This window comes from Streptomyces sp. NPDC015127 (genome assembly GCF_043080095.1).
Lineage (GTDB): Bacteria > Actinomycetota > Actinomycetes > Streptomycetales > Streptomycetaceae > Streptomyces.
The window spans coordinates 1-21,620 of the sequence record NZ_JBIBVE010000037.1 but is presented as its reverse complement, the minus strand read 5'-3'; the positions used below and the strand labels follow the sequence as shown (position 1 = coordinate 21,620).

Annotated in this window: 7 protein-coding genes; 1 reads left to right on the top strand and 6 read right to left on the bottom strand. The window is 72.8% G+C overall.

What is annotated here, in order from left to right:
* Together ACF08N_RS36045 and ACF08N_RS36040 are read right to left on the bottom strand one after the other, a co-directional pair.
* On the bottom strand, window positions 1-7,248 hold a 7,248-nt coding region (locus ACF08N_RS36045; protein ID WP_392328961.1), incomplete at its 3' end, for an SDR family NAD(P)-dependent oxidoreductase.
* 94 nt (window positions 7,249-7,342) lie between these two features.
* Entirely contained in the window at window positions 7,343-8,899 is a 1,557-nt protein-coding gene (locus ACF08N_RS36040) for an AMP-binding protein (RefSeq protein WP_392328960.1), read from the bottom strand.
* Between the two features lie 97 nt (window positions 8,900-8,996).
* Between ACF08N_RS36040 and ACF08N_RS36035 the strand changes: the two genes are divergently transcribed.
* Entirely contained in the window at window positions 8,997-9,245 is a 249-nt protein-coding gene (locus ACF08N_RS36035) for an acyl carrier protein (protein WP_392328959.1), read from the top strand.
* Here ACF08N_RS36035 and ACF08N_RS36030 read toward each other — a convergent pair.
* The 4 genes from ACF08N_RS36030 to ACF08N_RS36015 all read right to left on the bottom strand — a co-directional run.
* On the bottom strand, window positions 9,219-10,850 hold the full coding sequence (locus ACF08N_RS36030; RefSeq protein WP_392328958.1) for an amino acid adenylation domain-containing protein: 1,632 nt from the start codon (window positions 10,848-10,850) through the stop codon (window positions 9,219-9,221). The genes ACF08N_RS36035 and ACF08N_RS36030 overlap by 27 nt on opposite strands.
* A gap of 3 nt (window positions 10,851-10,853) precedes the next feature.
* Window positions 10,854-11,768: a proline iminopeptidase-family hydrolase gene (locus ACF08N_RS36025; protein WP_392328957.1), complete on the bottom strand. Its 915-nt coding sequence runs from the start codon at window positions 11,766-11,768 to the stop codon at window positions 10,854-10,856.
* The gene (locus ACF08N_RS36020) at window positions 11,768-12,070 is read right to left on the bottom strand and encodes a hypothetical protein (RefSeq protein ID WP_392328956.1); all 303 of its coding nucleotides are present in this window, start codon (window positions 12,068-12,070) and stop codon (window positions 11,768-11,770) included. Before ACF08N_RS36020 ends, ACF08N_RS36025 begins: the two co-directional genes overlap by 1 nt.
* Before the next feature lie 76 nt (window positions 12,071-12,146).
* Window positions 12,147-21,620, bottom strand: a 9,474-nt coding sequence (locus tag ACF08N_RS36015) for an SDR family NAD(P)-dependent oxidoreductase (protein WP_392328955.1), incomplete at its 5' end; no start/stop codon positions are given.

Genomic DNA, 21,620 nt, shown 5'->3' with positions numbered 1-21,620 from the left:
AGCGTCGAACGCCTCCGCGAACACCGGGAACACGGCATACAGCTCCCGGCCCATCCCCAACCGCTGCGACCCCTGCCCCGTAAACACACACGCCACCCGACGGCCACCACGCGCAAGTCCGGAGCCCTCGCCCCGCGCCACCGCCTCCAGCCCCATGGCAAGCTCCGCCCGATCCGCACCCACCACCACGGCGCGGTGATCGAACCTGGCACGGCCCGACAACAACTGGCGTGCGACCGAGGAGAGTTCGTCCTCGTCGACCGTGTCCACGAAGGAGCGCAGGCGCTCCGCCTGTGCCGTCAGTCCCTCGGGCGTCTTCCCGGACAGCAACCATGCCACCGGTCCCGCGCTCTCGTCGGCATCAGCGGCGCTGCGCAGATCGGCGGCAGGCTCCTCCACGATGACGTGCGCGTTCGTCCCGCTGATCCCGAACGACGACACCGCCGCCCGCCGCGGACGCCCCTCAACAGGCAGCCACTCCCTGGCCTCCGTCAGCAGCTCCACCGCACCCGAAGACCAGTCCACCTGCGACGACGGCTCATCCACATGCAGCGTCCTCGGCAACACACCATGCCGCATCGCCTGCACCATCTTGATGATCCCCGCCACACCCGCCGCCGCCTGCGCATGCCCGATGTTCGACTTGATCGACCCCAACCACAACGGGCGATCAGACGACCGACCCTGACCATAGGTCGCCAACAACGCCTGCGCCTCGATCGGATCACCCAACGTCGTACCCGTCCCGTGCCCCTCCACCACATCCACATCAGCCGCCGACACACCCGCCGACGCCAACGCCTGCTCGATCACCCGCTGCTGCGACGGCCCGTTCGGCGCCGTCAACCCGTTCGACGCACCGTCCTGATTCACCGCCGAACCCCGCACCACCGCCAACACCGGATGCCCCAGCCGCCGCGCATCCGACAACCGCTCCACCAACAACACACCCGCGCCCTCGCCCCAGCCGGTGCCGTCGGCCGCCGAGGCGAACGACTTGCACCGGCCGTCCGCGGACAGGCCGCCCTGCCGGTTCATGTCGACGAAGGTGTCCGGGGTGGACATCACCGTGACGCCGCCGGCCAGCGCGAGCGAGCACTCTCCGTTGCGCAGCGCCTGCACGGCCAGGTGCAGGGCGACCAGCGAGGACGAGCACGCCGTGTCGACGGTGACCGCCGGGCCCTCAAGGCCGAGGGTGTAGGCCACCCGGCCGGAGACCACGGCCGTGTGCCCGCCGTTGCCCAGGTATCCCGCGAACTCCTCCGGCACCTCGCCCGGCCGGGTCGCCCAGTCGTGGTACATCACGCCGGTGAAGACGCCCGTCCGCGAACCGTGCACCGACCGTGGGTCGAGGCCGGCGCGCTCGAACGCCTCCCAGGAGGCTTCGAGCATCAGTCGCTGCTGCGGGTCCATGGCCACGGCCTCGCGCGGGCTGATGCCGAAGAAGTCCGGGTCGAACAGGGCGGCGTCGTAGAGGAATCCGCCCTCCTTGGTGGAGGTCCTGCCCGGCTTGCCGGGCTCCGGGTCGTACAGCTCGGCGATGTCCCAGCCGCGGTCGCCGGGGAACTCGCCTACGGCGTCCTGGGCATGGGCCACCAGTCGCCACAGGTCCTCGGGCGAGGTCACACCGCCCGGGTAGCGGCAGGCCATGCCGATGACGGCGATCGGTTCGTCGGGCACGGCGGCGACCGGGGGCGTGGCGTCGGCGCGCTGCTGACGTGTGCCGAGGAGTTTTCCGGCGAGGTGTTCGGCCAGTGCCAGCGGTGTGGGGTAGTCGAAGACCAGGGTGGCGGACAGGCGCAGACCGGTGGCGGTGTTCAGCGCGTTGCGCAGTTCCACGGCCGCCAGGGAGTCGAATCCGATCTCGTTGAACGCCCGTCGCGCGTCAACGGCGTCCGCGCCTGCGTGGCCCAGCACCGCCGCGACCTGGCCGCGGACCAGGTCGAGCAGGAAGTCCGTCTGCTGCTCGTGAGGCAGCTCGCCGAGCCGGTGGGCCGGCGACGAGCCGTCCGCCGTGGCCCCGCCCGCGTTCGCCGCCCGCCGGGCGGGCACCCTGACGAGCGAGCGCAGGAGCGGCGGCACGCCGCCCGCCCTGCCGCGCAGGGCCTGCGTGTCGAACCACAGCGGCGCCGTGAACGGCTCGCCGCTGCGGAGCGCGGCGTCCAGCATCTCCAGGTTCTCGGCGACGGAGAGTTCCCGCAGGCCCAGGCGGGCCACTCGGTGCACGGCCACGTCGGACAGGCCCGCGCCCATGCCGTGTTCGCGCGGCCACAGGCCCCAGCCGATCGACGTGGCGGCCAGGCCGGCCAGCCGTCGCCGCGCCGCCAGGGCGTCGAGGAAGGTGTTGGCCGCGGCGTAGTTGGCCTGGCCCGCCCCGTCCAGGAAGCCCGCCGCGGACGAGAACAGCACGAACGCGCGCAGCGGCAGCTCTCGGGTCAGTTCGTGCAGGTGCCAGGCGCCGTCGGCCTTCGCCGCCAGGACGGTGTCGATCCGCTCGGGTGTCAGGTCGCCGAACGTGCCGTCGTCGACGATGCCGGCCGCGTGGACGACGCCGGTGAGCGGATGCTCCGGCGGGATGTCGGCCAGTAGGGCCGCGACTGCGGTGCGATCGGCGACGTCGCAGGCCGCCACGGTGACCGCGGCCCCGGCCTCGGTCAGCTCCTCGCGCAGCCGCGCCGCTCCGGGTGCCTCGGTTCCGCGCCGGCTGACCAGGAGCAGCCGCCGGACGCCGTGCTCGGCGACCAGGTGGCGCGCCACCAGTGCCCCCAGGCCGCCCGTGCCGCCGGTGACGAGCACTGTGCCGGTGTCCGGCCAGGAGACGTCCTCTTCGCCGTCGCGGGCACGGACGAGCCGGGGGGCGAGCAATCGTCCGCCGCGCAGGGCCAGTTCCGGCTCTCCGCAGGTGACGGCCGCGCGCAGCAGGGACGCCGCTTCCGCACCCGCCGCGTCCACCTCCGCGTCCGCATCGACGTCCACCAGGACCAGACGCCCCGGGTTCTCGGCCTGCGCCGCGCGCAGCAGCCCCCACAGCGGAGCCACCGCCAGTGACGTGTCGTCCGGTGCCCCGGCCCACAGAGCGGGCACGGCGTTCCTGGTCACGACGACGAGCCGCGCGTCGGCAAGTCCGTCCTCGCCCAGGAAGTCCTGCACCAGCCGCAGCGCCCGGCCCGTGGCGGCGCGGACCGCGTCGAGCGGCTCGCCCTCAGGGGCGTGCACGGACGCCAGGACCAGGTCCGCTCCGGCGGCTTCGGCCGGGACCGCCACCGCCCGTGCGCCGATCTCCTCGCCGAGGCCGTACGGATCGGCCCCGAGGACCGCCCACGTACCGGTCTCCGCGGGTGTTGTGACCGCCTGCTCTGTCCAGTCGACCCTCAGCAGCGCGCCTCTGGCGCCCGCCCCGCCGAAGTGGTCCGCGCCGACCGACCGGACCACCAGCGAGTCCACCGACGCCACGGGCGCGCCCGTGGTGTCGGTCAGTTCGACGCGCACGGAGTCCGGCCCGGTCGTCGCGATGTGCACCCGGACCGCGGCCGCACCGGTGGCGCGCAGCGACACGCCGCCCCAGCTGAACGGCAGGGTGACCTGGCCGTCCTGCTGTGGCAGGGCATGGTTCAGCGCGTGCAGCGACGCGTCCAGGAGTGCCGGGTGCAGCCCGTATCCGCCGGCGTCCTCGGACGCGGGGAGCGCCACTTCGGCGAACGCCTCGCCGTCGCCGCGCCACAGCGCCCTCAGGCCGTGGAAGGCGGGGCCGTAGCCGTATCCCTGCGCCGTCAGACGCTCGTAGAAGCCGGTGACGTCGACCGGCTCCGCGTCGGCGGGCGGCCACGGGGCCGTGCCGGTCGCGGGCGCCGTCCGGGCCGGGGCGAGCACGCCGCCGGCATGGCGGGTCCAGGCGCCGTCCGCGGGGCTGTCCTCTCTGCGGGCGTAGAACTCGACGGTCCGCCGCCCGTCCGGATCGGCCTCGCCGATCACGAGTTGCAGTACCGTCCAGCAGTCGTCCGCCAGGACCAGCGGCGCTTCGAGGTCCAGGACCTCGACCGCGCCGCAGCCGACCTGGTCGGCGGCGAGCACGGCGAGTTCCACGAACGCCGTGCCCGGCAGCACGGTGGCGCCGGCGATGACGTGGTCGGCCAGCCACGGGTGCGAGCGGGGTGATAGGCGTCCGGTCAGCACCATGCCGTCGCCGGTCGCAAGCGGCAGCTCGGCACCGATCAGTGGGTGGTCGACGGCCAGTTGACCGACGCCGGAGGCGTCGCCCGTCGTCCTCGGCGCGGTCAGCCAGTACCGCTGACGCTGGAAGGCGTACGTGGGCAGTTCGATGCGCCGCCCGCCCGGGTGGCAGGCCTCCCACTCCACGCGGGCGCCGCGTACGTGGGCCGTCGCGACGGCCGACAGCAGCGAGGTGCTCTCGTCGTGGCCGCGGCGCAGTGCCGGGACGAACGTGCAGTCGCTCTCGTCGCCGGCACAGTCCCGGCCCATCGCGGAGAGGACGGCATCCGGGCCGAGTTCGAGATAGGTGGTCACGCCCGCGCCCCGCAGGAAGGCGATCCCGTCGGCGAACCGCACCGGCTGCCGCACGTGGTCCACCCAGTACTCCGGCGAACACAGCCGCTCGGTGCCCAGCAGGGCGCCGGTCACGTTCGACACGACCGGGATGTCCGGCGCCGCGTACGACATGACCTGCGCGATGCGGCGGAACTCGGGCAGCATCGGGTCCATCAGCGCCGAATGGAACGCGTGGCTGACGCGCAGCCTCTTGGTGCGGCGCCCCCGTCCGGCCAGCTCGGCCGCGACCCGCAGGGTGGCGCTCTCCTCGCCGGAGATCACCACGGCGCCGGGGCCGTTGACCGCGGCGATGTCCACACCGGGTGCGCCGGCGAGGAGGGCGGCGACCTCGTCCTCGGCGGCCTCCACGGCCACCATGACGCCGGCGCGCGGCAGCTCCTGCATCAGCCGGCCGCGGGCGGCCACCAGCATCGCCGCGTCGGGCAGGCTCAGCACCCCGGCGGCGTGCGCCGCGGTCAGTTCACCGATCGAGTGCCCGGCGACGAAGTCCGGGCGCAGGCCCCAGGACTCGACCAGCCGGAACAGCGCGGTCTCCACGGCGAACAACGCCGGCTGGGCGTACGCCGTCCGGTCGAGCAGCGCCGCCGCCGCGGAGCCCTCCTCGGCGAACAGCACCTCCCCCAGGGAGTGTTCGAGCTGGAGGTCGAGGTAGCCGATCGCCTCGTCCAGCGCCTCCGCGAACACCGGGTGGGCGCCGTACAGCTGTCTGCCCATGGCGTGCCGCTGGCTGCCCTGCCCGGTGAACAGGAAGGCCAGTCCGCCGCCGGTCGCCTGTCCCGTGACCAGTCCGGTACGCGGTTCGCCCGCCGCCAGCGCCCGCAGGCCCGCCTCGACGTCCTCGTCGTCCGCGGCCAGCAGGACCGCGCGGTGTGCCATGGAGGCCCGGCCGGTGGCCAGCGAGTGCCCGAGGTCGGCCGGGTGCGGCCGCGGCCCGGTGCGGACGAACTCCAGCAGGCTCTGCGCCTGCGCCCGCAGGGCCTGCCCGCTGCGTGCGGAGACCACGAGCGGGAGCGGCAGTGCCGGCCGCGGCTCCGGCGGGGGTGCGGTGTCCGCCCGCGGGGCCTCCTCCACGATCACATGGGCGTTGGAGCCGCTGACGCCGAAGGCGGAGACCCCGGCGCGCCGGGGCCGTCCGCCGGTGTCCCAGGCCACGGGTTCGGTCAGCAGCCGTACGGTTCCGGCCGACCAGTCGACGTGCGGCGTCGGCTCGTCGATGTGCAGCGTCCTCGGCAGTACGCCGTGGCGCATCGCCATGACCATCTTGATCAGGCCCGCACCGCCCGCCGCGGCCTGGCTGTGCCCGATGTTCGACTTGACCGACCCCAGCCACAGCGGTGCGTCGGCGGAGTGCTCCCTGCCGTAGGCGGCGATGAGCGCGTTCGCCTCGATCGGGTCGCCCAGGGTGGTCGCGGTGCCGTGGGCCTCGACCGCGTCCACGTCGCCGGCGGTGAGTCCGGCGTCGGCCAGTGCCTGCCGGATGACGCGTTGCTGCGCGAGACCGTTGGGTGCGGTCAGACCGTTGCTGGCGCCGTCGGAGTTGATCGACGTGCCGCGGATGACGGCCAGCACCGGGTGGCCGAGGCGCTGCGCCTCGGAGAGCCGGGCCAGTACGAACACCGCCGCGCCCTCGGACCATCCGGTGCCGTCGGCCGACGCGGCGAAGGGACGGCAGACGCCGTCGGCGGCCAGCCCCCGCTGGCGGCTGAACGAGGTGAACGCGCCCGGGTTGATCATCACGGAGGCGGCGCCGGTGAGCGCCAGCGCGCACTCGCCGGAGCGCAGCGACCGCACCGCGAGGTGCAGTGCCACCAGCGCGCTCGAGCACGCGGTGTCCACGCTCAGCGTCGGTCCCTCGGTGCCCAGCACGTAGGCGACCCGGCCGGACAGCACGCTGGGCGCTGTGCCGGTCATCAGGTATCCGTCGAGCCCGTCGGGTGCCTCGTGCAGGGGCATGCCGTATTCCTGGGGGTCCGCCCCGATGAACACGCCGGCCCGGCTCCCCCGCAACGTGTCGGGGTCGATCCCGGCGCGTTCGAGCGCTTCCCAGGTGACCTCCAGCAGCAGGCGCTGCTGCGGGTCCATGGCCAGCGCCTCGCGCGGGCTGATCCCGAAGAAGTCGGCGTCGAAGTCCCCGGCGCCCTCCAGGAACCCGCCGCGTCGCACGTAGGTGGAGCCGGGCTTGTCGGGGTCCGGGTCGTAGAGCGTGTCGAGCTGCCAGCCCCGGTCGGCCGGGAAGTCCTCGACCACGTGCCGGCCGTCGGCGACCAGTTGCCACAGCTGGTCGGGCGAGACGACGCCGCCGGGGAAGCGGCAGCCGATGCCCACCAGCGCGATCGGCTCGTCGTCGGCGGCCGGCGGCGCGGCGGGCGGCTCCTCCGCCGCGGCGGCCGCCCCGAGCAGTTCGCCGCGCAGGTGGGCGGCGAGCTCGGTCGCGGTCGGGTGGTCGAAGCCGACCGTGGGCGGCAGCCTCAGGCCGGTCGCGGCGTTCAGCAGCCGCTGGAGCCTGACCAGGCCCAGCGAGTCGACGCCCAGTTCCCGGAACGGCCGGTGGGGATCGACCGTCCCGGGAAGTTCCTCTCCGGCTTCGCGCAGCGCGGACAGCACCTGCTCGCGCACCAGCTCCACCAAGACGCGCATCTGCTCGGGTCCGGGCAGTGCTCCGAGTGTGTGTGCCGACGTCACGAGTTCCCCTCCACGGTCTGCTTCCGCCTGCCGTTTCCGGCCACACTCGCTCGTGAGGCGGAGCGCATGAGCCCCTAGCGACCCCTAGGTGCCCTCAGTGCGACCGCGTACCGTCGGGCCCGCCGGCCGTCTCGCCGGCGAGACGGATCCGGTCGATCTTGCGGTTGGAGTTCAGGGGGAACTCGTTCAGGTGGGTGTACTGCCGCGGCATCATCCCCTTGGGGAGGATCTCGGCGAGCTGCTTCGCCAGCACGGCGGGGGGAACGGGTTCCCCGGTGTAGAAGACCGCGATCTCCACGGTGCCGTTCACGGTCCGGGGCACCGCCACCGCGTCGCGTACGCCGGGGCATCCGGCCAGTGCGAACTCGATCTCGGCGAGCTCCACCCGCCAGCCGTTCACCTGTATCTGGGAGTCCCATCGGCCGAGATAGACCAGCTCGCCGTTGTCCAGGCGGCGTACCCGGTCGCCGGTGCGGTACCAGGTGCGCCCGTCGTGCTCCAGGAAGCGTCCCGCGTCGTCCGCCGGGTCGATGTAGCCGGGCGTCATCTGCGGGCCTGTCACGCACAGTTCGCCCTCATGGTCCGACAACGCGCCGTCGGGGGTGCGCAGCAGGTGGTCGTGGCCCTCGTGCAGGGTGCCGATCGGCACCAGCCCGTTGACGCACAGCCCCGGCGAGACCTCCGGTGACCAGCGGTGACCGGTGACGGTCAGGGTGAGCTCGGTCGGGCCGTAGATGTTCTCCACGGTCGAGGAGCGGGCCGCGGCGTGCCAGTCGACGACATCGGCGGCCCGCAGCGCCTCGCCGGCGAACAGGCTCCAGCGCAGGGTTGGCATCCCGCCGGGGGTGAGGCCGCCCGTGCGCCGGGCGAGCGTGATCGCGCTCGGCGCGGAGAACCAGACCGTCATGTGCCGCTCGGCGAGGAATCCCGGCAGGTCGCGATAGGCCTGGACCGGGACCGGGTGGACGCCCGCGCCCGCGCCCCACGCGCAGAACATGTCGAACATGGCGCAGTCGAAGTTCAGGTCGAAGGTCTGGGAGAACACGTCGTCCGCCGTGAAGTCGTACCGCCGGTCGGCGAGCGTGAAGTAGTGGCGGGTCATGCCGTGGGTGATCGGCACCCCCTTGGGCCGCCCCGTCGACCCTGACGTGAACAGCACGTACGCCGTGTCCGTGTCCCGCACCCGGACCGGCGCGTCGAGCCCGGGCCCGTGCACGGGAATGCTCGTCGGCGTGCCGTGGCCGGTGGCCTCGGGCGCGAGGACCGGCAACGCGGGCCCCGACGCGGCCAGTTCGGCGAGGACGGCGAGGCCCGAGTCGTCGGCGATCACCGCGTCCACCCCGGCGGCATCGAGCATGCGCCGGGTCCGCACCGGCGGGAACCCGGAGTGCAGCGGCACGACGGTGGACCCGGTGTACAGGGCCGCCAGGATGCCGGCGTAGCCCTCGACGCTCTTGCCGGTCAGCACGCCGACCGCCCGCGGTGGGCCGTCCGGCCGGCCGTGCAGTGCACCGGCCCACCGCAGAGCCAGCTCGTGCAGCTCCGTGTAGGACAGGGACCGGGCACCGACCCGGACCGCGGTGTTCGCGGGGGCGGTGGCCAGCCCCCGCAGAAATCGAGCCGTCAGCGGGGAGTCGACCAGGTGGGCCATTTCCGAGCTCCAGGAGTAAGGGCGTATAGGGGTTGTCGGTGGCTCCGGCCTGGTCTTCCATCCCGGACAGGAGCCACGCAACGAATACGGAGTCGCCATGCTGGACGCGAAGTTCGACGCAATTCTGCGCACGTACCTTCCGTTTATCACCCCGGACGACACGATCACCGAGGACACTCCGCTGCGCGATTACGGCCTGGATTCCATGGCCACCGTGGAATTGATCGCCCACCTGGAGTCGGAATACGGCATCCGATTCGTCGACGATCTGCTCAGCCTGGAGAATTTCGGCACGCCCGGCCGGATCTGGAAGAGCATGTCAGAGCTGATCCCCGGCTCCGCCTGACCGGTCGCCGCCGCCCGCCCTCGCCCATGCGGTGAGGACGGTGCGGTCGGCCTTGCCGTTGGCGGTCAGGGGCAGTTCACCGAGGAAGACCATCTTCTTGGGGACCATGTAGGCGGGCAGGGTCTGCCGGCACAGTGCGGCCAGCTCCGCCGTGGTGACCTCGGCGGCGGGGGCGACGACGAATGCCGCGAGCGCCGGTTCGCCTTCGAGGCCGTCGAGCCCGTCGATCGCCAGCACCACGGCGGCCGTGACGGCGGGGTGTTCCGCGAGGCGGCGTTCGATCTCGCCGAGCTCGATGCGGTTGCCGCGGATCTTGACCATGGAGTCGGCACGGCCGCAGAAGTACAGCTCCCCCGAGGCGCCGCGGAAGGCGAGGTCGCCGGAGCGGTAGACCAGTTGACCCGAGCGGGGGTCCAGGGGGTCGGGGACGAGGACGTCCCGCGTCGCGGCCGCGTCGCCCCAGTAGCCGGTGAACAGGGAGGGGCAGCGGATGTACATCTCACCGGCCCTGCCGGGTTCGTGGACCGGTTCGCCGTCCTGGTCGACGAGCAGGATCTCGGCCCCGGGGTAGCCGTCGCCGATGGAGAGGGCGTCGGCGTCCTCGGGCAGGGGGTTCGGGACGTCGGCGAAGGAGCACGCCACCGTCTCTGTCGCGCCGAAGGCGTTGACGATTCGCAGGTGCGGCAGCAGGGAGCGCAGGTGGCGCAGCTCGGGCAGCGGGAAGTTCTCGCCCGCGAAGAGGATGCCGCGCAGGTGCCCGGCCAGTGCGGCCACGCCCTCCGGTTCGTGGCGCAGCAGCGGGCGCCACAGGGACGGTACGCCGTGCACCACGGTCGCCCCGGTGTCCCTCAGGAAGCCCAGCAGACGACGGGGGAAGCTCATGAAGCCCCGGGGCACGGCCACCAGCGTGGCGCCGGTGCCCAGGGTCACGCAGATGTCGAAGAGCGCCACGTCGAAGGCGAGCGGGGACGTGCTCGCCACCCGGTCGTCGGCCGCCACGGCGCCGAAGCGCTGGGTGCCGCGGTAGAAGGCCAGCGCGGAGCGGTGGCTCATCACCACGCCCTTGGGGCGGCCTGTGGTGCCGGACGTGAAGATGACGTACGCGGTGTCGGTGGCCACCGTCGTGTGCCTGACGGCGCGGCGGGCCGGCGGCGTGCGGTCGAAGGTGATGCCGTCCGCGTCGAACGCCGCGGTGGGCACATCACGGTCCAGGGCCCGGCCTGGGTGCCCCGCGGGGCGCAGGAACAGGGCCGGGTCGGTGGCGTCGACGATCGACTCCAGCCGCAGGGCGGGTGTTTCCGGGTCGACCGGGACGAAGGGGGCACCGAGCCGCGCACAGGCGAGCAGGAGCGCGATCGCCGACGCCGACGTGTGGGACTCGACGACCACCCGGTCACCGATCCGCAGGCCCGCCGCCGTGAGCTGCTTGGCACAGGTCTCGACCCGCTGGGCGAGTTCCCCGTAGGTCACCGTCCCGATGCCTCCGGACGCCCCGAGCTCCACCACGGCCGGCCGGTCCGGGACGTGGGCCGCCGGGGCGAGCACGAACTCGTCGAGGGTGTCGGCGGGGAACCGGGGCACGAACAGCCCCTCGGCCACGCTCATTTCCTACTCCCCTTCCTGGCCGGTGACCACGGTCTTCAGGTAATCCGCCATGACGGCCCGGAACCGGTCCGGTTCCTCCAAGTGCGGCACATGGCTGGAATGCTCCAGGATTTCCCAGCGCACATCGGGAATGAGATCCGCGTAGGGTTGCACAGCGGCCGGTGTGGCCTCGTCGTGACGGCCGGATATCAGCAGCGTGGGCACCGTGATGCCGGAGACGCAGTCCGTCACTCCCCAGTCGCGCAAGGTCCCGATGACATGGAACTCACTGGGCCCGTTCATCGTGAAATACACGGTCGGGTCGTTGTACATCTCGAAGAACGACGCCTGGTATTCCCGCGGCCACGGGTCGAGGCGGCACAGGTGGCGGTCGTAGAAGACGCGCGTGGCCGCGTGGTACTCGTCGCTCCCCGTGGTGCCGGCGGCCTCGTGGCGCAGGAGGGTCTCGTTGACGCCCTCGGGGAGCCCGGCGCGCAGGACGGCCATCTGCTCCAGCCACAGCGGGTACGACGCGGGGGCGTCGGCGATGACCAGGCCGCGCAGTCCCGCGGGCGCGGCCGACGCGTGCTTGGCCACGAGCAGGCCGCCCCACGAGTGCCCGAACAGCACGTAGTTGTCGGCGATGCCGAGGTGGCGCAGCAGGTTGTCCAGCTCGGCGAGGAACAGGTCGACGGTCCAGAAGTCCGCCGGCGCGTCCGGCAGATGGCTGGAACCGCCGTTGCCGATCTGGTCGTAGTGGACCACCGGGATGCCCTGCTCTGCGAAGGCGGCCAGGCCGAGCAGATAGTCGTGCGTGCTGCCGGGACCGCCATGGGCCACGACCAGCGCCGTCCGGTGCGGCGCCAGGTCGCCGGTGACCCGGTACCAGGTCCTGAACTCACCGAACGGCGCTGCGCCTTTGGCAGTGGGCCGGAACACTAGACCCGCTTGCCGGTCACCGGGAACGTGCCGAACATGCCCGGCTTCGCCTTGCCGGTCATCGTGTCGCCGTTGACGGTCAGCGTCAGCTTCATCGTCAGCGGAACCGGCTTGTGGGACTTGACCTTGAACGAGACGACGTCGCCCTCCAGCGAGCCGTCGATGATGTCCGGGCTGATCACCTGGCCGTTCGCCCGGCACTTGCCCGTCAGTTTGTCACCCTCGGCCTTCATGTCCACCCACAGGCTCTGCTTGCCGATGGGGCTCTCGATCGTGAATTCCCAACTGCCGTCGGCGCTCATATGTCTGCTCCCATTCCTGGTGACTCCTCGCTTTTACGCCGCGACGATATGGAGGACAGCGCCCCGGCAAGTACCCCTACGCACCCCTAGGGGCGTGCGCCGAGATCCATTCCTCGACGACCGTCCCCGCCTCCGCGGCCTGCTCCTCGATCATGGAGAAGTGGGTGGCCCGTACGCCGACGAAGTGGTGGGCGGGGTCCCAGGGCCTGGCCCGCCAGCTGTCGTCGTCGCCGGCGCCCGCCTCGGGCGGCATGAACGACTCGGTGGCGCCGACGAACAGCACCGGCGCGCCGACCGGATCGAGGCGGAACCGCGGGACGAGGTCGAAGTAGCGGTTCATCGCCGACAGCGCGCTGCTGTGGAACATGCCGTACGCGGTGTCCTTCTCGACCAGCCCGATGGTGAGTTGTTCCATCAGCCTGCCCTGGTCGCGGTCCTCGAGATCCACCCGGAAGGTGTCCATCAGCACGACTCCGGCCGGCCGGACGCCCCGGACCCGTTCGAGACTGCCCGCCGTGGCATAGGCGAGCGTGCCGCCCGAGGAGTAGCCGACCAGCACGAAGGGCCGGCCGGCGGCCGTGCGCAGGACGGCTTCCGAGAGATGGTCGACCACGGCGTCGGTGGAGTCGGGCAGGGGGTCACCCGCGCCGAACCCGGGGTTCGGCAGCGTGATCATCGGCCGCTTGCCGCGGAAGGCGGCGGCGAGCCGTGCGTGCTGGTGGGGCCCGCCGGTGGCCATCGGGGTGCTGATGCCGATCACGATCGGCTCCTGCGGGCCGTCGGCGAGCCTGACGCCTTCCGGGCCGGGTCCGAAGTCCGCGGCGCAGGTGAACCTCGGGCGCAGGTCGGCGACGGCGCGCAGCAGGCCGAAGCCTCCCGCCACGTTGTCCGACAGTACGGCGGCACGGAACAGGTGGGCCAGCGTGTCAGGGGCCTCGGCGGGCGCCTGCGCGGCGGCGGGCAGAGTCAGATCGGCGCGCAGGCTCCTGGCGAGGGCGGCCGCGTTCTTGTTGTCGAACACCGCGAGCGGGGACAGGCGCAGGCCGGTCGCGGTGGTCAGACGGTTGCGCAGTTCGACCGCGGCAAGGGAGTCGAAGCCGATCTCCAGGAAGTCCCGTTCGGGGTCGATGTCGTCCCCGCTCGCGTGGCCCAGTACGGCGGCGGCGTGGGCGCGCACGAGCTGGGTGAGTTCCCGCTCCTGTTCCGCCTCGGGCAGGGCCGCGAGGCGTCGTGCCAGGCCGCCGGGGTCCGCCGTGCCCGCGGTGTCGCGGCGGCGAGCGGCCGGGACCAGGCCCCGCAGCAGGGCCGGGAGTTCGCCGGAACGGGACCGCAGCGCCGCGACGTCGACCTTGACCGGGACCAGTGTGGCGCGGCTCGCGGTGAGCGCGGCGTCGAACGCCGCCAGGCCGTCCTCGACGGTCAGGACCGGGAAACCCTGGCGGGCGAGACGGCCCAGGTCGGCCTCGGTCAGCCATTGGCCGAGGCCCGCATCGGTGTCCCACAGCCCGTACGCCAGCGACGTGGCCGGAAGGCCGCGCGCCACCCGATGCCCGGCGAGGGCGTCGAGGAAGACGTTGGCGGCCGCGTAACCGCCCTGACCGGCTGCCAGCACCAGTCCGCCCGCCGAGGAGAGCATGACGAACGCGGCGAGCGGCAGGTCCGCGGTGAGTTCGTGCAGGTGCCACGCGCCGTCGACCTTCGAGCACAGAGCGGTCTCGATCCGCTGCGGGGTCAGTGACCCGACCACGCCGTCGTCGACCGCACCGGCCGCGTGCACGACAGCGGTCAGCGGGGCGGCGGGGCCGATGCCGGCGAGGACGGCGGCGAGCGCGTCGCGATCGCCGACGTCGCACGCGACGACACGGGCGTCGGCACCGAGTTCGGCGAGCTCGGCGCGGAGCCGGGCGGCTCCGGGGGCGTCGGGGCCGCGACGGCTCGTCAGCACCAGGTGGCGTATGCCGTGGGCGGTCACCAGGTGCTTGGCGACGATCGCACCGAGGCCGCCGGTACCGCCGGTGATCAGCACGGTGCCGTGGGGGTCGAGCGGTACGGGTGCCGCGGGCGGGGCGTCGGGGTCGAGCGGAACGGGTGCCGCGGGCGGGGCGTCGGCGGGCTGCGGCTCCCGGACCAGGCGCGGTACGAGGACCCTGCCGGCGCGGATCATCAGTTCCGGCTCGCCCGACGCCACGGCCGCGCCGAGAGCGGATGCGCCGGTGCCGTCGATGTCGGCGAGCACGAACCGGCCGGGGTTCTCCGCCTGCGCCGCCCGCACCAGGCCCCAGACCGGGGCCTGGTGCAGCGTGACCTCGGTGTCGTCGCTGTTCATCGCGCCCTCGGTCGTGATCACCAGCGTCGAGGCGGTGAACCGCGGGTCGGCGAGCCAGAGTTGGACCGCGGCGAGCGCTTCGGCGACGGTGGCGCGGACGTCGTCCGGCACACCGGACGCCGCCGGCGCCGCGCGCCACACCACCACGTCGGGCGCGGGGGCGCCCGCCTCGGCGGCGGCCGCGAGGGCGGCGACATCGGCGTACGCGCAGTCGTCGCCGCGGCCGACCGTCGCCCATCCGGACGTCTCCGGCACGGGCCGGCCAGAGGCGACCGGCGTGACGGGCGTCCAGTCGATACGGAACAGGGCATCGTGGCCCCGCCGGGAGGCTGCCAACTGTTCAGCGGTGATCTCACGCAGCGCCAGCGAGCCGATCGAGGCGACTGGAACACCGGACAGGTCGGCGAGATCCAGCGCGACGGCCCGGTCACCGGCCGGTGTGATCCTGACCCGCAGACCGTGGGCGCCGTGGGCGTGCACGGCGACACCGCTCCAGGAGAACGGCAGCACGGTGGCCCCGCCGCCGTCACCGTCGCCGTCACCCAACCCGTCTCGGGCCACGCCCATCACGTGCAGGGAGGCGTCGAGCAGCGCCGGGTGCAGGGCGAACCGACCGGCGTCGACATGGGCCTGCTCCGGCAGCACGACCTCCGCGAACAGCTCGTCACCACGCTGCCACGCGGCGGTCAGGCCCCGGAAGACCGGTCCGTAGCCGTAGCCGCGGCTCAGCATCGTCGCGTAGGCGTCGCCGACCGGGACGGTCACGGCCCCGGGCGGCGGCCACTCGCTCAGCCGAGCGGTGTCCGGCCGCGTGCCCGCGCCGAGTGCTCCGTCGGCGTGCCGGGTCCACGGCAGGGTGTCGTCGGTGCGGGAGTGGACGGACACGGTGCGGGCGCCGGAGTCGTCGGGGGCGCCGAGGGACACCTGAATCGTCGCCGCGCCCTGCTCGGGCATGATCAGCGGGGCGGCCAGGACCAGCTCTTCAAGGACGTGGCACCCTGCCTGTTCGCCAGCGGCGAGGGCCAGTTCCACGAATCCGGTGCCGGGGAACAGTGTGGAGCCGCCGACTTCGTGGTCGGCCAGCCACGGGTGCGTCTGTACGGACAGCCTGCCGGTGAACACGACGGCGTCGGAGCCGGCGAGCGGGACCGCGGCGCCAAGCAGTGGGTGCTCGGCCGACACCAGACCCAGCGCCCCCGGACCGGCACTGGCCGGGCGCTCGGGCTGCCAGTAGCGCTGCCGTTGGAAGGGGTAGGTGGGCAGGTCGATGTGACGGGTGCGGCGGCCCGTGAGGGTGCCGGGCCAGTCGATGTCGAGGCCGTGGGTGTGGAGCCTGCCGAGGGCGGTGAGGAGGGTGTGGGGTTCGTTACGGTCCCGGCGCTGGGCGGGGACCAGGACTGCGTCGGTGTCATCGGACAGGCAGTCCTCGGCCATGGTCGAGAGCACCGCGTCCGGGCCCACCTCCAGGAACACGCCCACACCCTGGGCGGCCAGTTCGGTGATGCCGTCGGCGAAACGAACCGGCTCACGCACATGGCGCACCCAGTAACCCGGATCGGCGATCTCCTCACCCACCAGACCGCCGGTCAGCGTCGACACGAACGGAATCTGCGGCCGTGCATACGAGAGATCCTCGGCGACGGCCGCGAACTCCGCCAGCATCGGCTCCATCAGAGGCGAATGGAACGCATGACTGACCGCGAGCCGACGGGTGCGGTGGCCCTGCGCCTCCAACCGCTCCACCACCTGGCTTACTGCGTCCTCGGCACCCGAAATCACCACAGAATCCGGGCCGTTCACCGCCGCAAGACCCACATGCTCGTTCACCAGCGGCAGGACCTGCGCCTCGCCGGCCCGCACCGCCACCATCACCCCACCCGCAGGCAACGCCTCCATCAAGCGGCCCCGCGCCGCCACCAGACGACACGCGTCGTCCAGACTCAGCACGCCCGCGACATGCGCGGCCGCCACCTCGCCGACCGAGTGGCCCAGCACGAAATGCGGTCGCACACCGAGTGACTCCAGCAGGCGGAACAACGCCACCTCGATGGCGAACAGACCAGGCTGCGCCCACCCCGTCCGCTCCACCAGCCCCGCATCCGCACCCCACACCACATCCCGCAACGACACCCCACCCAGGTGCCCGTCCAGGCACTCCACAACAGCGTCGAAGGCCTCCGCGAACACCGGGAACGCGCCATACAGCTCCCGGCCCATCCCCAACCGCTGCGACCCCTGCCCCGTAAACACACACGCCAACGAACCCGCGCCCTTGGCCACAGGAACGGCTTCCGCCACCCCGGCCAGCTCACGCATCAACGCCGCACGATCCGCACCCACCACCACGGCACGATGCTCGAACCGCGCACGACCCACCACCAACGCCCGTGCTACCGAAGCAAGTTCACCGTCAGGCACGGTCTCCGCGAACACCCGCAACCGCTCCGCCTGCTCCGCCAACGCCTCCGGCGACCTCGCCGACAACACCCACGCCACCGGCCCCGCACCCTCATCGGCATCACCGACGGCCGCATCACCCTCTTCGACGATCACGTGAGCGTTGGTCCCGGTGAGGCCGAAGGAGGAGACGCCGGCCCGTCGGGGACGCCCATCGACAGGCAGCCACTCCCGCGCCTCCGTCAGCAGCTCCACCGCACCCGAAGACCAGTCCACCTGCGACGACGGCTCATCCACATGCAACGTCCTCGGCAACACACCATGCCGCATCGCCTGCACCATCTTGATGATCCCCGCCACACCCGCCGCCGCCTGCGCATGCCCGATGTTCGACTTGATCGACCCCAACCACAACGGGCGATCAGACGACCGACCCTGACCATAGGTCGCCAACAACGCCTGCGCCTCGATCGGATCACCCAACGTCGTACCCGTCCCGTGCCCCTCCACCACATCCACATCGGCAGACGTCAGTCCCGCCGACGCGAGCGCGCCGGCAATCACCCGCTGCTGCGACGGACCGTTGGGGGCGAAGAATCCGTTGGAGGCTCCGTCCTGGTTGACGGCGGAGCCGCGCACGATCGCCAGCACCGGATGCCCGTTCCGCCGCGCGTCCGACAGCCGCTCCACGACCAGCACCCCCGCGCCCTCGGCCCACCCGGTGCCGTCGGCGGCGGAGGCGAACGACTTGCACCGGCCGCCTGGCGAGAGGCCGCGCTGGCGGCTGAACTCGACGAGGATCTCGGGTGTGGCCATCACCGCCACACCCCCGGCCAGCGCGAGCGAGCACTCCCCCGACCGCAGCGCCTGAACGGCCGAGTGCAGCGCGACGAGCGACGAGGAGCATGCCGTGTCCACGGCGACGGACGGGCCTTCCAGCCCGAGTACGTACGAGACGCGGCCCGCGACGGCGCTGCCGCCGCTGGAACTTCCGTAGCCGTAGTCGTGGTACATCAGGCCGACGAACACGCCCGTCGCGCTGCCCTTCAGCGACGACGGGTCGATGCCCGCCCGTTCGAACGCCTCCCACGACGTCTCCAGCAGCAGCCGCTGCTGCGGATCCATCGCCGACGCCTCGTTCGGGCCGATGCCGAAGAACCCGGCGTCGAAGTCCCCGGCGTTGTGCAGGAAGCCGCCGCCCTGTGCGTAGCACTTGCCGGGCGCGCCCGGCTCGGCGTCGTAGAGGTCCTCGTCCCAGCCACGGTCCTCGGGCAGTGGGACGACGGCGTCGACGCCGTCCGCGACCAGTCCCCACAGGTCCTCCGGCGAGGACACCCCGCCCGGATAGCGGCAGGCCATACCGACGATGGCGATCGGTTCGTCGTCCACTCCGGTCGCCACCCTGGCCGGGGTGTTCGTCGTGGTGCCGCGGAGGGCGTGGTCGAGGTGCTCGGCGGTGGCGCGCGCGGTCGGGTGGTCGAAGACCAGGGTGGCGGGCAGCCGCAGACCGGTGGCCGTCTTCAGGCGGTTGCGCAGTTCGACCGCGGTCAGCGAGTCGAAGCCGATCTCGGAGAACGCCCGGTCCGGCTCGACGGCCTGCGCGGATGCGTGGCCGAGCACGGCGGCGACCTCGGTGCGGACCAGGTCCAGCAGCAGGCGTACGCGCTCGTCGCCGGTGAGTCCGGAGAGCCGGGCCGACAGCGCGGAATCGGCCGCGGCGGCGCCGGGCCGGCGTGGCATGCGGACCACTCCGCGCAGCAGCGGGGGAACGTCGCCGCCCGCCCGGATCCCGGCCGGGTCGATCTTGATCGGCACCAGTGTGGCGGGGCCGGACAGTGCGGCGTCGAAGGCGGCGAGACCCTCGGCCGCGGTGAGGGCCGGGAAGCCCTGCTGGGCCATCCGGGCCAGGTCGTCCTCCGTGAGTGCGGCGCCGAACCCGGTGTCGACACCCCACAGACCGTAGGCCAGGGAGGTGGCGGGCAGGCCCTGGGCGGCACGGTGCTCGGCCAGCCCGTCGAGGAACACATTGGCCGCGGCGTAGGCGCCCTGGCCGGCCGAGAGGACCAGCCCGCCGGCGGAGGAGAAGAGCACGAAGGCGGACAGCGGCAGGTCCGCGGTGAGCTCGTGCAGATGCCAGGCCCCGTCGACCTTCGGGCGCAGGGTGGCTTCCAGCCGGTTCTGGTCGAGACGGGTGACGACGCCGTTGTCCACGGTGCCGGCGGCGTGCACCACGACGGTGAGCGGATGCTCGGCCGGGATCGCGGCGAGCACTGCGGCGAGCGCCGCGCGGTCGGCGACGTCGCAGGTCGCCGTGGTCACCTCGGCGCCGAGCGCGGTCAGTTCGGCCACCAGCCCGGCGGCTCCGGGGGCGTCGGCGCCGCGACGGCTGGTCAGTACAAGGCTGCGTATGCCATGCACGGTCACCAGGTGGCGGGCGACGAGCGCGCCGAGGCCGCCGGTGCCGCCGGTGATCAGGGCGGTGCCGTGGACAAGGTGTTCCGCCGGTGCGGGGGCGGCGGTGACCAGTCGGGGCACCAGCAGAGTGCCGTCGCGCAGCGCGCATTCCGGTTCGTCGGAGACCAGGGCCGTGGGCAGCGCCGCACGCGATTCCGCCGCATCGTCGAGATCGACCAGCACGAACCGGCCCGGGTTCTCCGCCTGCGCCGCTCGCACCAGTCCCCAGATCGGCGCACCGGCCGGGTCGGTGTGATCGTGGCCGCGAGCGGTCACCGCCTTCCGGGTCACTATCACCAGGCGGGAATCGGCGAAGCGTTCGTCGGCCAGCCACGATCGGACCGCCCGCAGGGCGGCCGAGGTCGCCGCCCTGGCGTCGGCAGGCACGTCGCCGCTGCTCGCGCCGACCGGCAGCAGGACCACGTCCGGCACGTCGACGGAGCCGGAGTCGAGGGCGTCGCCCAGCTCGGCGAGCCCGGCGAACACGGGGACACCGAGATCCAGCGACCCTGCCACGGCCCAGCGCGACCGGTCCGGCTGGGCGGGCGGCTCGGCAGGCTGCCACTGGACCCGGTACAGGGTCGCGTCGCGGGCACCTCGCACACTGTCGAGCTGCTGCGCGGAGACCGTACGGGAGACCAGGGACGTCACCGACAGCACGGGCCGACCCGCATGGTCGGCGACATCGACGGTCACGCTGTCCGGACCGTCGGGCGCCATGCGCACGCGCAGCGCGGTGGCCCCGGTGGCGTACCGGGAGACACCGTTCCACGAGAACGGGAGCACCGTGGCCCCGGAGCCGTCGAGGTCCTCCAGCAGGGAGGCGTGCATGGCTGCGTCCAGCAGGGCGGGGTGCAGGCCGCAGCGCCGTGCGTCGGCGTGCGCCTCCTCGGGGAGGACGACCTCCGCGAACAGTTCGTCGCCGCGCTCCCATGCCGCCCGCAGGCCCTGGAAGGCCGGACCGTAGCCGTAGCCACGACCGAGCAGCAGCGCGTAGGCGCCTTCGGTGGGCCGTACGGTGGCGCCCGGCGGCGGCCAGGCCGTGAGGTCGCAGGACGCGTCGGACGCCCCGGGCGCCCCGGGCGCCAGCACACCCTCCGCGTGCAGCACCCACCGGTCCTCGGGCTCCTGTTCGGCGCGCGAGTGGACGGACACCGTACGGCGGCCCGACTCGTCCGGCGCGCCGACCAGCACTCGCACGAACACACCGTCGTCGTCGGGCAGGACGAGGGGGCCGGTGAGGGTCAGTTCCTCGATCCGCTCGCAGCCCACCTCTTCCGCGGCACGCAGGGCGAGCTCCACGAAACCGGTACCGGGCAACAGGACGCTGCCGAGCACGTCGTGGTCGGCCAGCCACGGCTGGTCCTGGACCGAAAGCCGTCCCGTGAGCACCATGGCACCGGTGTCGGGCACGGTGATCGCCGCGCTGAGCAGCGGGTGGTCGAGAGCGGTGACGCCCAGTGCCGCCGGATTGGTCCCCAGGTCCTGCGCGAGCCACGACTCGGCGAGGTAGTCCTTGGTGTCGAGCCAGTAGCGCTGCCGTTGGAAGGGGTAGGTGGGCAGGTCGATGTGACGGGTGCGGCGGCCCGTGAGGGTGCCGGGCCAGTCGATGTCGAGGCCGTGGGTGTGGAGCCTGCCGAGGGCGGTGAGGAGGGTGTGGGGTTCGTTACGGTCCCGGCGCTGGGCGGGGACCAGGACTGCGTCGGTGTCATCGGACAGGCAGTCCTCGGCCATGGTCGAGAGCACCGCGTCGGGGCCCACCTCCAGGAACATGCCAACGCCCTGGGCGGCCAGTTCGGTGATGCCGTCGGCGAAACGGACCGGCTCACGCACGTGCCGTACCCAGTAGCCCGGGTCGGCGATCTCCTCACTCACCAGGCCGCCGGTCAATGTCGATACGAACGGGATCTGCGGCCGTGCATACGAGAGATCCTCGGCGACGGCCGCGAACTCGGCCAGCATCGGCTCCATCAACGGCGAATGGAACGCATGGCTCACGGCGAGCCGGCGGGTGCGGTGGCCCTGCGCCTCCAACTGCTGCGCGACCTGGCTTACGGCGTCCTCGACGCCCGAGATCACCACGGAATCGGGGCCGTTGACGGCCGCGAGACCCACGTGTTCGTTCAGCAGCGGCAGGACCTGCGCCTCGCCGGCCCGCACCGCCACCATCACCCCACCCGCAGGCAACGCCTCCATCAGGCGGCCCCGCGCCGCCACCAGACGACACGCGTCGTCCAGACTCAGCACGCCCGCCACATGCGCAGCCGCCACCTCACCCACCGAGTGCCCCAGCACGAAATGCGGTCGCACACCGAGGGACTCCAGCAGGCGGAACAACGCCACCTCGATGGCGAACAGACCAGGCTGCGCCCA

What these genes read in the sequence shown, in the direction of transcription:
- ACF08N_RS36040 (WP_392328960.1), bottom strand. Translation starts at nt 8,899, where the DNA reads ATGGCCCACCTGGTCGACTCCCCGCTGACGGCTCGATTTCTGCGGGGG.
- ACF08N_RS36035 (WP_392328959.1), top strand. Translation starts at nt 8,997, where the DNA reads ATGCTGGACGCGAAGTTCGACGCAATTCTGCGCACGTACCTTCCGTTT.
- ACF08N_RS36030 (WP_392328958.1), bottom strand. Translation starts at nt 10,850, where the DNA reads ATGAGCGTGGCCGAGGGGCTGTTCGTGCCCCGGTTCCCCGCCGACACC.
- ACF08N_RS36020 (WP_392328956.1), bottom strand. Translation starts at nt 12,070, where the DNA reads ATGAGCGCCGACGGCAGTTGGGAATTCACGATCGAGAGCCCCATCGGC.